The organism is Gloeobacter violaceus PCC 7421 (genome assembly GCF_000011385.1).
Classification (GTDB): domain Bacteria; phylum Cyanobacteriota; class Cyanobacteriia; order Gloeobacterales; family Gloeobacteraceae; genus Gloeobacter; species Gloeobacter violaceus.
In genome coordinates this window covers 2,228,965-2,241,221 of the sequence record NC_005125.1, presented here as the reverse complement: position 1 = coordinate 2,241,221, position 12,257 = coordinate 2,228,965, and the positions used below count along the sequence as shown (strand labels likewise).

General features: G+C 61.4%; 10 protein-coding genes and 1 pseudogene. 5 read left to right on the top strand and 6 right to left on the bottom strand.

Features of this window, described 5'->3' with window-relative positions; genetic code table 11:
- Window positions 1-16: 16 nt before the first annotated feature.
- The 3 genes from ntrB to GLL_RS10795 form a co-directional block, all read right to left on the bottom strand.
- Window positions 17-853 (bottom strand): nitrate ABC transporter permease, encoded by an 837-nt coding sequence (gene ntrB / locus GLL_RS10805; protein ID WP_011142085.1) that lies wholly within the window; start codon window positions 851-853, stop codon window positions 17-19.
- 40 nt (window positions 854-893) lie between these two features.
- Window positions 894-2,240: a CmpA/NrtA family ABC transporter substrate-binding protein gene (locus GLL_RS10800; RefSeq protein WP_011142084.1), complete on the bottom strand. Its 1,347-nt coding sequence runs from the start codon at window positions 2,238-2,240 to the stop codon at window positions 894-896.
- Window positions 2,241-2,409: 169 nt separating this feature from the next.
- The gene (locus GLL_RS10795; protein ID WP_011142083.1) at window positions 2,410-3,276 is read right to left on the bottom strand and encodes a DUF6671 family protein; all 867 of its coding nucleotides are present in this window, start codon (window positions 3,274-3,276) and stop codon (window positions 2,410-2,412) included.
- A 153-nt stretch (window positions 3,277-3,429) separates the two neighbouring features.
- Between GLL_RS10795 and GLL_RS10790 the strand changes: the two genes are divergently transcribed.
- The 4 genes from GLL_RS10790 (at window position 3,430) to GLL_RS10775 (ending at window position 8,477) form a co-directional block, all read left to right on the top strand.
- The gene (locus tag GLL_RS10790) at window positions 3,430-3,648 is read left to right on the top strand and encodes a hypothetical protein (RefSeq protein WP_011142082.1); all 219 of its coding nucleotides are present in this window, start codon (window positions 3,430-3,432) and stop codon (window positions 3,646-3,648) included.
- A 284-nt stretch (window positions 3,649-3,932) separates the two neighbouring features.
- Window positions 3,933-5,789, top strand: a complete 1,857-nt coding sequence (locus tag GLL_RS10785; protein WP_011142081.1) for an NAD(P)H-quinone oxidoreductase subunit F — start codon at window positions 3,933-3,935, stop codon at window positions 5,787-5,789.
- Between the two features lie 15 nt (window positions 5,790-5,804).
- A complete protein-coding gene (locus tag GLL_RS10780) occupies window positions 5,805-7,337 on the top strand; it encodes an NADH-quinone oxidoreductase subunit M (RefSeq protein WP_011142080.1) in 1,533 nt (510 codons plus the stop codon).
- An 18-nt stretch (window positions 7,338-7,355) separates the two neighbouring features.
- Window positions 7,356-8,477 (top strand): CO2 hydration protein, encoded by a 1,122-nt coding sequence (locus GLL_RS10775; protein WP_164929667.1) that lies wholly within the window; start codon window positions 7,356-7,358, stop codon window positions 8,475-8,477.
- On the opposite strand, the pseudogene GLL_RS23710 reads toward GLL_RS10775, so the two are convergent.
- Both GLL_RS23710 and GLL_RS10770 read right to left on the bottom strand, forming a co-directional pair.
- A pseudogene (locus GLL_RS23710) lies at window positions 8,470-8,694 on the bottom strand (DUF5615 family PIN-like protein); the annotation flags it as partial. The gene GLL_RS10775 and the pseudogene GLL_RS23710 sit on opposite strands and share 8 nt — an antisense overlap.
- Before the next feature lie 217 nt (window positions 8,695-8,911).
- Window positions 8,912-9,382: a hypothetical protein gene (locus GLL_RS10770; RefSeq protein ID WP_011142078.1), complete on the bottom strand. Its 471-nt coding sequence runs from the start codon at window positions 9,380-9,382 to the stop codon at window positions 8,912-8,914.
- A gap of 214 nt (window positions 9,383-9,596) precedes the next feature.
- Here GLL_RS10770 and rlmN point away from each other — a divergent pair, with 214 nt between their 5' ends.
- Complete coding sequence (rlmN, locus tag GLL_RS10765; protein ID WP_011142077.1) at window positions 9,597-10,643, top strand: 23S rRNA (adenine(2503)-C(2))-methyltransferase RlmN; 1,047 nt, start codon at window positions 9,597-9,599, stop codon at window positions 10,641-10,643.
- 18 nt (window positions 10,644-10,661) lie between these two features.
- On the opposite strand, the gene GLL_RS10760 is transcribed toward rlmN, so the two are convergent.
- Complete coding sequence (locus GLL_RS10760) at window positions 10,662-12,125, bottom strand: SBBP repeat-containing protein (RefSeq protein WP_164928934.1); 1,464 nt, start codon at window positions 12,123-12,125, stop codon at window positions 10,662-10,664.
- Window positions 12,126-12,257 lie beyond the last annotated feature (132 nt).

Sequence of the window (12,257 nt, the reverse complement as noted above, 5' to 3'; positions counted from 1 at the left end):
TTTCAGGTGCCGGGTTTCAGCGCTCGGTGGGAGCAACGAGCTTGCCGATGAAGCCCACCAGCTTGTCGAGCAACAGGCCCACCAGCCCGACGTAGACCAGGGCGAGCACGATCTCGCTCACCTTGGCGCTGTTGTAGGCGTCCCAGATAAAAAAGCCGATGCCGACGCCGCCAATCAGCATCTCCGCCGCCACGATCGCCAGCCACGAGAGGCCGACGCCAATCTTGAGGCCGGTGAAGATATACGGCAGGGCCGCCGGCAGCAGCACCTTGAAGAAGTACTTCGGGCGCGACAGCTGCAGGACGCGGGCGACGTTGTTGTAGTCCTGGGGGATCTGCTGGACGCCTACCGCCGTGTTGATGATGATGGGCCAGATGGCGGTAATGAAAATCACAAAAATCGCCGCAGGTTCGGACTGCTGGATGGCCGCAAGTGAGATAGGCAGCCAGGCGAGGGGCGGAATGGTGCGCAGCACCTGGAAGAGCGGATCGAGGGCCGAGTAGATCAGCGCATTGGCACCGATCAAGATACCGACCACGATCCCGACTGCGGCGGCGAGGCTGAAGCCGAGGGCCACCCGCTGCAGGCTGGCTGCGATCTGCCAGAAGAGCCCCTGGTTGGTGCCGGAACCCCGGAAAAACGGATCCACGATCAGTCCCCAGGTCTCGGAGACCACCTTGGCAGGTCCCGGCAGCGTGGCGTCGGGACTCAAAGTCAACAGCTGCCACAGCAGCAGGAACACACCGATCGCCACCACCGGCGCTGCGAGTTTCTGCAGGCTCCCGGCATCGGGCAATGCGGCAAGCAGTTGTTGGACCGGCGATTGGCGGCGGCCTTCGAGGGTCGTCGTCATGTCGTCTCTCCTGGATGGCTATGGGTTGGCTGGGGTGCGCTCAAGCGAGCGCGACGCGCTTGATTTTGAGCGCTTTGAGATAGGCGGTGGTGTTGGCCGGGTCGAAGCGGGTCTTGTCGAAGAACACCTCCACACCCCGCGAGGCCACCTTCGGAACCTGCGCAGCGGCAATGCCCCCTTCTTTGGCGGCCTGCTGCCACAGATCGGCGCGGTTGACCGCCCCCACCACCGCCTTGACATCGGTAGCAGCCGGCAGCAAGTTCCAGCGGATATTCTCGGTCATAAACCAGAGATCGTGGCTCTTGTAGGGATAGGAGGCGTTTTCGCGCCAGAAGCGCATCACGTAGGGACTGTTGCTCACCACCGGACGGTTGTTGCCGTACTCGATGGAACCTTTGAGGCGGTTGTTGATGTTGGCCACCGGCACATTGGCGTACTCGCGCGAGGAGAGAATCGTGCACAACTCGTCGCGGTTGGTCATCACGTCGCACCACTGCTGGGCTTCCATAATCCCTTTGAGGATGGCGCGGGCGGCTTTGGGGTGCTTGTCGGCCCAGTCGGCGCGCATGGCGAGGGCTTTTTCGGGATGGTCCTTCCAGAGTTCTCCAGAAATCACCGCAGAATAGCCGATCTTTTCGCTGATCGCCCGCTCGTGCCAGGGGTCGCCCACGCAGAAACCCTCCAGATTGCCCACCTTCATGCTCGCCACCAGCTGCGGCCCCGGCACGTACAGGCAATCGATGTCGTTGTCCGGGTCGATACCGCCGGCAGCCAGCCAATAGCGCAGCATCAAATCGCTGGTGCCGCCTTTGAAGGTGCTGGCGAACTTGAGCTTTTTGCCCTCGGCTTTGGCCTTTTCAATCTTGGGCTTCATCACCGAGGCATCGAGGCGGACATTCTCGGCGTTGAACACCTTGGCCACGGTGATCCCCTGCCCGTCGACGTTCAGTTGCAACGGCACATATATGGGAATTTTTTTGTTGCCCTTGGTGTTCACCCCGAGGGCCATCAAAAAGGGCATCGGCCGCAGGACCATCGCCACATCGAGTCCGCCGCCCCTGGAACCGAGTTCAAGGTTATCGCGGGTCACCCCCCACGAAGGCTGCTTGATCAGTTCAACATCCTTGAGGCCGTGCTTCTCGAAGTACCCTTTGACCTTGGCGATGATGATGGGCGACGCGTCCGTCTGGCCTACGAAGCCGATCCGAACCGCCGTCACCTCAGGCGCGTCCGCCGCCCCCGCGTACCCGGGTACCAGCAATAAACCGGCCGAGGCGGCCCCGCTCACCTGCAAAAACTGGCGTCTGGTCGGTTTCCACCGTGCAGATTGCTCAAAGTCGGCGGCCTGGGCGCCGGCGCCCCTCTGGCCAAGTGGTTTACCTGCCATAGTGTGTCCTCTTCTTCAAATCGCTGCCGATACCAGTCGGGAGCCAGGTGCACCGCGACGCCAAAGCGAACCGCAGTGCATCGTTGACCTCCACGACCGCAATCGTAATCGAGACTATGCATAGAGAAAAGTCGATTTACATAATACAAATCATAGATATTAATCTATGCTAAGGGTTGCACAGCGGACACTGGGCCGGATCCGCCGCGAGCAGGCCGTCCGGCCTGGACACGACCTCTTGCCATATGCAGCGCGAGCAACCGTGGACTTCGGCGCGGGGCAAGTCGGTGGGCGTGCCGCACAGCGCGCAGGGCAAGCCGCGCCGAAGTGCGATCATGCCGTATCCCGGATGGCCGCAGCGGGGGCAAAATTGGTGGAGTTTTTCGACTAGATTGCGGGCGGCCTGGGCGATCACCCCCATGCGGGTCGGATTGTACAAAGCGCGCATGTCCGTCTCAAGGTGCACCCGCCCCGAGCGGGCCAGGGCAAAGGCGACCGCTTCCTTCAGCTGCTGCGGATCGACGACGCCTTTGAGAAGAGTGTCCTCGGGGAGGCCGGTACCCACGATCAGCCCGTGCTCGGGAAATCCAACCCGCTGCGCAAAAGCGAGGGCCTCCGGCAGACTGCGGACGGCACCGGCGGCAAAATTGGTCTGGGTCGAGAACGCTTCGCCCGCCACCTCCAGGTGGTGCTCGTCGTCGATGAGCACGACGATCTCGCGGTTGGCAGGCACAAAGGGCAGACCCGGATGGGGGCCGAAACTGCCTTCGCTTGCTATGCCCACCGCCAGTCCGGTGGCGGCCATGCCGGCACGGGCCTTGGCGCGGGCCGTCTGTAGCTGATCGCCGGGACGGGGCGCTTCGCGGGTAAACGTTCCGAAGCGGTCGCTATCGAAATCCGCCGGCGGGACAAGCACCTGCAACCCCAGGCCCGAGGCGAGCACCGGGGCAATCGCCGTCTCCTTGCGATGCATGGTGGCAAGCACCGCCGCGCGGCCGCCGAGCAGCGGATGGGAACTGGTGGTGTTTTGTTGCATCTTGCGACAGAAAGGCGAGTGGTTTCTTTAGAATTTGCAAACGAAGTTGTCGAATTTAGAAGAATACTAAGTGGCGGTGAAGAAGCCCAAAAAACCGGGCTGGGCAGACCCTGGGCCATGTTAGTGAAGTAGGACCGAAGCTGGAGCGGCCCGATGCAGACAGACCTGAAGTGCGCTATCCGCGAACGCGACGTCGAGCGGGCAACCGACATCCTCATGCAACTGCAGCAGCGCATGAGCGGCGAGCGGGTGGCCGATGTGTTGCTCTCGTGCATCGAACGGCTGGCCTGGCACGAAGGGGATGAGCCGGCGGCAAACTGGTTGCTGAAAAATTCCTCCTCTGCATTCAAACACCGTTTTCCGGGCGCGTAAATTTTTCTGACCGGCAGCGCAACACGACCGGAATTTTCTGTAATTGCAGGCATAATTATTAGTGCTTTGTCCGGGGTTCGCGCAACGGGATCCTGCCGTGCCATAGGTCTTCGCGCGCCGCTGGGGCGCGATGCTTCCGAATGTGACAAATCCGGTGACGAGATTAAAATTTTGATAAACCAAAGTATAATGCTTAAGAAATCGTAAAGTAGCTGGGTAGGCTTGTCTCTGTTCCACGGGTGCAGGACCGGTTTTTGCTCAGCGCCCCTGGAGAAGATCTGTCGATGACCGAATCGCTCCTTTTCACAAGCTGGTGGATACCCTTCTATGGGCTGATCGGCGCGGTGTTGACCCTGCCCTGGGCGACGGTCGGGGTGCGTAGCGGCGGACCGCGGCCGGCGGCTTACTTCAACATTTTGATGGCGGTGCTGGCCCTAGTGCATGGCCTGACGTTGCTGCCCGCCGTCTGGGGGCGACTGCCGCTGCAGCTGGAATACACCTGGCTTGAAACACAGGGAATGCGTCTGGCCCTCGAATTGGAGGTCTCGCCGGTCACGATTGGCGCGGTGGTGGTCATTACGTTTTTGAGTTTGTGCGCCCAGATCTATGCCCTGGGTTACATGGAAAAGGACTGGGCGCTGGCGCGCTTCTTCGCGCTGTTGGGCTTTTTTGAAGGAGCGATCTGCGGCCTGGCGATGAGCAACAACTTGCTGTTGAGCTACGCGCTGCTGGAGATGCTCACCCTTTCGACTTATCTGCTGGTGGGCTTCTGGTACGCCCAGCCGCTGGTGGTGACCGCGGCGCGCGACGCCTTCCTGACCAAGCGGGTGGGGGATCTGTTGCTGTTGATGGGGGTGGTGGTCCTGGCCAATCTCGCCCCCAGCCTCAATTTTCAAGACCTGGCGCTCTGGGCTGAGACGGCCGATTTGCCCCCCTTGAGCGCCACACTCCTGGGACTGGCCCTGATTGCCGGTCCAATCGGCAAGTGTGCCCAGATCCCGTTGCACTTCTGGCTCGACGAGGCGATGGAAGGACCCAACCCCGCCTCGATCATGCGCAACTCGCTGGTAGTGGCCTGTGGAGCCTACGTGCTCATCAAGATGCAGCCGGTTCTGGCGCTTTCGCCCTGGGTACTGGGAGCCTTGCTGGTGGTGGGCACAGTGACGGCGGTCGGCGCCTCCTGTGTAGCCCTGGCACAGATCGACATCAAGCGTGCTCTCTCCCATTCGACAAGTGCCTACCTGGGCTTGGTGTTTGTCGCCGTGGGCCTCGAGCAAAACGAAGTGGCGCTGCTGCTGCTGCTGACCCACGCCGTCGCCAAGGCGTTGCTGTTTATGAGTGTCGGGGCGGTGATCTTGATTACCAGCACCCAGGATGTCACCGAGATGGGCGGGTTGTGGTCGCGCCTGCCGGCCACTACCACCGCCTTTGTGGTCGGAGGGGCCGCTTCGGTGTCGCTGCTGCCTCTGGGCACTTTTTGGGCTTCGATCTACGCGAGCGAGCGGCTTTGGACCTGGGCTCCCTGGGCGGTCGGGGTGTTGCTGCTGGTCAACGGGCTCACCGCTCTCAATCTCACCCGCGTTTACTGCCGGGTCTTCCTGGGGCCTCGACAGGCCAAGACCCGGCGCGCTCCCGAAATCGCCTGGCCGATGTCGGTGCCGATGTTGTCGCTTTCGATCATCAACATCCTCTCGCCGGTGATTCTGCTCCAGTTGGGACTTTTGACTTCGGTGGAAGGACCGGTGCCCACCTGGGTGTTCGGCGGTTCGCTGATGGCTTCCAGCCTGGCGGGCTGCCTGGTGGGCTGGTGGATCACCCACGAAAAGCTCCCGACCGCCTGGGTGCATGCTTCCTTTATTCAGACCTGGCGGGTGGCCCACGATTTTCTGGCCTACGATCTTTATATCGAGCAGTTCTACCGCCGGACCATTGTCGTCTGGGTGGCCGGGGCTTCGAGTTTGATGTCCAAGTTCGATCGCCACCTGGTCGACGGCGTGGTCAACATGATCGGGGTGGCTACGATTGCCGGGGGCGAAGGACTCAAACGCAGTGCGCCGGGACAGGCCCAGGCCTATTTGCTCACGATCCTGCTCGGGGTGATCGTGGTGTGCGCTTATCAACTGACGACTTTGTTGCGCTAGGAGCGGGTGGCGGCGATGCTCAGTTTGCTGGTCTGGTTGCCTATCCTGGGAGCGGCGGTGGTCGGTTGCTGGCCCGCCGGCGTATCGGCTGTCTGGCCGCGCCGGATTGCTCTGTTGGTGGCGTCTTTAGGGTTGGTGCTCTCGGCGGTCCTTGCCTTCCAGTACAATCCGGCCGACGGCGGGCTGCAATTTCGCGAATTTGTCCCCTGGATGACCTCGCTGGGTCTGTCCTACGAACTGGGCATCGACGGGTTGTCGCTGCCGCTGTTGCTGCTGAATGCCTTTTTGGTCTGGATAGCGATCTTCAGCAGCGACGAGAACGTCCAGCGCCCGCGCCTCTACTATGCGCTTTTGCTGCTTTTGTGCGGCGGGGTGGTGGGGGCTTTCGCCACCCAGAACGCACTGTTGTTTTTCTTGTTCTACGAACTGGAACTGATTCCGCTCTATTTGCTGATAGCCATCTGGGGTGGACCCCGGCGCAACTACGCCGCCACCAAGTTTTTGCTCTATACCGCCATCTCGGGGATCATGGTTTTGGTGGCGTTCTTCGGCCTGGCGGGTCTGGCGGGCATCGCCAATTATTCCTACGAAGTGCTGGCTGCCCACAATCTGCCCCTGGCCACCCAGTTTCTGCTGTTGGGGGCGGTGCTCGTCGCTTTTGGCATCAAGATTCCGCTCGTGCCTTTTCACACCTGGCTGCCGGACGCCCACGTCGAGGCGAGCACCCCGGTGTCGCTGCTGCTGGCGGGGGTGCTCCTCAAGCTCGGAACCTACGGCTTGTTGCGTTTTGGCCTGGGCTTTTTCCCCGAGGCCTGGAGTGTCGCAGCGCCCTGGCTTGCCGGTTGGGCGGTGGTGAGCGTCCTTTACGGCTGTCTGACGGCCATCGCCCAGAAGGACATGAAGAAAATGGTGGCCTACAGTTCGATCGGGCACATGGGCTATATTCTGCTCGCCGCCGCCGCCGCAACGCCTTTGAGTTTGCTGGGGGCGGTCGCCCAGATGGTGAGCCACGGCCTCATCTCGGGGCTGTTGTTTTTGCTGGTGGGGGTGGTCTACAAAAAAACCGGCACCCGCGACATCGACGTGTTGTGCGGTCTGCTGGCCCCGGAGCGCGGATTGCCCTTTGTCGGCAGCCTGATGATCTTGGCCGTGATGGCCTCCGCGGGCATCCCGAGCATGGTGGGCTTCGTGGCCGAATTCATCATCTTCCGGGCGAGCTACGCGGTTTTCCCGGTGCAGACCTTGCTGTGCATCCTCGGGACCGGCCTCACGGCGGTCTACCTGCTGATCTTGATCAACCGCGCCTTTTTTGGCCGTCTGCCGGCCCAGTTTGCCAACCTGCCGCAGGTGCGCTGGTCGGAGCGACTGCCGGGTCTGGCCATCGCCCTGCTGGTCGTCTTTTTGGGCCTGCAACCGCAGTGGCTGGTCCGCTGGAGTGAAGCGACCACCGCCGCCCTCGTCGCCGAGCGGCCCGCCCTGGCGGACGCGCTGCCCGCTAAAGCCGAGCGCACCCACACCGTCGCGGTGCGCCGCGCCCCTACCCCCTAAGGAGAACCGTCCGTGGTGATGTACGACCAGAAAGGCTCTTCCCATCCCCTCGGCAAGGTGATCTTGCGGATGGAGGCGGGCGGGGCGCTCCTGCCCGACGGTTCCGACAACCTGATGGAGGTGGTCGGTGTCCTCAAAAGCTACGGCGTGGTGCTCGACGCCTACTGGCGCAACCTGCTCTACATCGCCGATCGCCAGTTTCTGGTCTTCTTTCCGTTTTTCAAGTATTTCAACGGCAAGGTGAGCCTGCCGAAGCTGCTCGATCACTGGGCCCACCAGCGAATTAATTACGAATTTTCTGAGTACTGCATGAAGGCGATGCTCTGGCACGGGGCCGCCAAACTCGACGCCTACCTGGACAGCCCCGCCTTTGCCGAGCGGGCCGAGCGGGCGATCCGCGCCAAGATCAAGTTCAACCCGGCCGCCGGGCTGTTGCACCGCATATTCCCGGATTTCCTGCCGGAGTGGGCGCGCCAGAGCTGTTACTACAGCGTGCTGGGGCAGTTCTGGCGGGTGATGAGCCCGATGTTTCTGATCCTTTCCGACCGCTACGACCGGGGTGAGATCCGCTCGATTCCCGACGTGGTGGCCCACATCAAAGACGGTCTGGTGGAGGCGGCGAATCTGCCCCTTACCTACGCGGTCGATATTCGCGGCGAGCACTACGAACTGATTCCGGCCGAGGCCGGACTGCACTTTTTGATGGACGCCGCGGTGCCCTACGTCGAAGCGGTTTTCTTCCGCTCGTTTCCGTTTATGGGCACGGTCTCCTACAACGCCCAGGCGGGCCAAATTTCCGAAAATCAGGCCGATTTCAACTACGGCGCGCTCTACGCCGATCCGCTTCCCATCGGCGGCTCGGGCATTCCGCCGACGCTGTTGATGCAGGACATGAAGCAGCACCTGCCCAAGTACCTGCGCGAGTATTACCTGGGCAGCCTGCGCGGCGAAGAAGACATGCGGGTGCAAATCTGCGTGAGCTTCCAAAAATCGATGTTCTGTGTCACCACCGCCGCCATGCTGGGTCTTGCCCCCTACCCAATCGATACCGACGGACCTGATCAGCAGCGGGCCAACCGCGCCTATCTTGAAAACTGGATGGACCGGCTAATGCATTCTCGGCTGCCGGCGTTCAACTGATTGGAAGTACACGCACTCTCGAACGACCCCTATCTACAACAACAAGGGCTCCTACCTCCAATTCAGTTTGAAACTGATGCAGAGCGCTGGCGACGACGTTTGCCATGGTGCCCGGTAGGGTGTCCTGTGAGCGTACTTGCATGGCGCTGGGGCCATCTGCGCGAGTAGCAGCCAACACTGCTCCAAAATCTAAATCGTGGGTGAAAACGAGGTACCCATTGGCCTTCGCCTACAACACCAAGGCGCGATCTTCTGCTTTTGGGTCACCGATGCAGGACCAGTGCACTGCATCGAAACCGCTTTGCTCTAGAAATGGAAAATATCTAGACTGACAATCGGCGGCGAAGGTCGACCGCTTCGCCCAGTCAGCCATGCATGGCCGCGTCTCGCGCTCGGCCAATTTTGCCAAGGACGCGAAGCTTTATGCAAGAGGTCTATTTTACAAGCGGAATGGTACCGGCTAGATCAAATCGATCGACGGCATCCAGTTTGTCTTCCAGCTGAAAATACCTGACGACGATGGGAGCAGGCAATACGGTCCGAAACTTCTGGACGTAGGTTTTTTTAAGCTTGAGCTCGTCTTCGCGGATTTGAAGAACCTCGTCGATAAGCTGTTGGGCTTTTGGTTCGCCGAGGGGTTTGTTCTCAAAGACCGTATCGAGAATCGGAATGAACCGGTCGTTGAGTTTGGTAACCTCTGCCTGGTATTCCCGGTAGAGGGGCCAGAAAACTTCGCCTTCTTTCTCGCGCAGATTCATCGCCCTGGCTACCACTTCCTGGCGATCGGTCCGCAGCAACGAACGGGTCAAAGCGAGATCCGCCTTCACCTGTGCCGCAGCAGAGCCGCACAGGGTAAAAGTCAATCCAAGGGCAACCGGTAGTGCCCCCCACTTCTGCATGTGCATGATGCGTCTCCAGTTTGTCTAAAGCAACCAATTGAGTAAACGGAATCACCGCGGCCGGAGAGCAGTTCACGATGGTCTCCCTCTGCTGTTTCACGGGCTGATTGTTCGCTTCATCTTCAAAACGCTTCAAAGGATACTACCTGCCGGGAGATGGCGCAATACGGGCGGGAGCTTCGCTTGCGCACTATGATCGAAGGAGTGTTTTTGATCGGTCATGACTACACCTTTGCTTGGCCAGAGCGCCGAGGAACTGCGCATCTGGGTTGAATCCCAGGGCCAGCCTGCCTACCGCGCCCAACAGTTGCACCGTTGGCTTTACCAGCGGGGGGTGCGCTCGCTGATGGAGATTACCGACTGGCCCAAGGCGTGGCGCGAACAGGTGCACTCGGTGCCGGTGGGCCGCTCGCAGGTCGTGCGCCAAAGCGCTGCCGCCGACGGCACGATCAAGTACCTGCTTGCGGGGGCCGACGGCGAAACCGTCGAGACCGTGGGTATTCCGGCCGCCGAGCGGCTGACGGTCTGCGTTTCGTCGCAGGTGGGTTGTCCCATGGCCTGCCGCTTCTGCGCCACCGGCCAATCCGGTTTTGCCCGCAACCTGGGTGTGCACGAGATCGTCGATCAGGTGCTCACGGTGCAGGAGGGTTTCGGCCGCCGGGTGAGCCACGTTGTCTTCATGGGCATGGGTGAGCCGCTGTTGAACCTGGGAGCGGTGGTGCAGGCCCTCCGGGTGCTCAATGGCGACATCGGCATCGGCCAGCGGCAGATCACCGTCTCGACGGTGGGAGTACCGGGCCAGATTCGGCGGCTTGGAACCTACAAGCTGCAGATCACCCTGGCGGTGAGCCTGCACGCCCCCAATCAGGATCTGCGTCTCAAACTCATCCCAACCGCCCAGCACTATCCGATCGAGGAGCTGCTCGAAGACTGCCGCGACTATGTCGAGACGACCAACCGCCGGGTGAGCTTCGAGTACACGCTACTAGCCGGTATCAACGACGAGCCGCACCACGCCCGCGAACTGGCGGCGATTTTGCGCGGCTTCCAATCCCACGTCAATTTGATTCCTTACAACCCGATCGAAGGGGTCGAGTACGAGCGGCCGGGCGAGGCACGGGTGCGCGCTTTTGAGCGCGAACTTGTCCGCCACAAGATTGCCGCGAGCGTGCGGCACACCCGCGGTCTAGAGGAAGCGGCGGCCTGCGGCCAACTCAGGCGGCGCAGCCTGAGCGGCGAGGCGCAATCGGCGAGCACTCGCGCCTGAATCACCCATTGATACTTTTTAGGGGGTGACGGTGAACTTGGTGGGGCTGGAGGTGCGGCCGTTAGGCACCAAGACGACGATCTTGCCGGTCTTGGAACCGGCGTTGACCGTGGCGACGATCTCGTTGTCGGAGACGATGGTGAACGGGGCTGGCGTCTGGTTGGCGAAATCGACGCGGGTGGCATTGGCAAAGCCGACGCCGGTGACGGTGACGGCGGTGCCTATCGCTCCGGAAGTCGGGGAGAAACCGGTGATGTTCGGTTTTGAGATGTCTATCTTGCTGACGAAGACGTCGGATTTGCCCTTGTTGGTCAGCTGCAGGGCGTTGGCGGTCGGAAAGTTGGTGGAGGCAGTGTTCCCTTCGACATAGGCATTGCCCGCCTCGTCCACCGCGATGCCAGTGTAATCATCATCGTCACTGCCTCCCAGGTAGGTGGAGTAGACCAGGGCATTGCCCGAGGCGTTCAACTTGCTGACGAAGACATCGTTGGTGCCCTTGATTGTGGGCTGCAGGGCGTTGGCAGCCGGAAAGTTGGTGGAATAAGTGTACCCGGTCACATAGGCGTTGCCTGCCCCATCCACCGCGATGCTAGTGCCAAAATCATAGTCATTGCCCCCTAGATAAGTGGAGTAGGCCAGCGTCGGGTCGATCACCAACGGCCGAGTGCGGTCGTAGCGGCCCAATTGGAAGCCCACCGTCTTGTCGTTCGACTGCACGTACTGCCCCGGCACCACTCGGCGTCCGGCGCCGAACCGCTGATAGACGACGGGCCTGGGCTGGCGCACCTCCCCCACTTGCGTCTTCACCACCAGGGCGCCGTCTTTGTCGATGAGTACCTTCTGCCCGCCGCCGAAACGCAAGCGGATCCGACCCGGATTTGCCCCCGGTGCCACCACGAAGTCATACTCCAGCCGGCCGTTGTCGCTGTGGTAGACCAGATCGATGCCGCGGTAGACCGCCTGCACCCGCACCCGGCCGTAGGTGCCAATGTTCGTGCGCCATTGCTTCGGGTTGTTGCCTTTGAGGTAATTGACCTTGCCGGGCAGCGGCGACAAACCCTCCATGAGCGCATCGCGATTGGCCCCCACCAGTTCCATGCGCACCACCGAAGCGGGTCCGGACGCCTCCAGCTGCGTCGGGCCGGATTGCGGGCGGGCGTCGAGTTTGGGCAGATTGCGCTTCGGCCTGCTGCCCGGGACGAAAACGGCCTCGGCGGGCATCAAGAAGACGCGGTGGCCACCGGCGCGCGCCAGGAACTTCACCCGCTCGTCGGTCTGGCCGACGTTGGGCTCGAAGCTGACAGGCAGTCGGCCGTAGTTCTGATTCGCCTGCAGTTCAAGGGTCGCTTGCAGGGGAGCTGGCGTTTTGGGCGGCGGGACGGCGGCAGGGGTGGGCGCAGCCCACAGCAATGGCGGGTTGGCGAAAACGAACACCAGCAAAGCCAACAACGCCGGAAGGGAGCGCCTCGATGGGCAAAGCATGGGAACCTGCAAAACGGTTGCCACCGTATGGTAAGCCCCGCAAGTGGACTGACCTGTTGGCTTCAATACACTTCACAACTGTTTGAAAGGCGACGTCGGACCGGCTTTTGCACACCGCAAGTACACGATTCG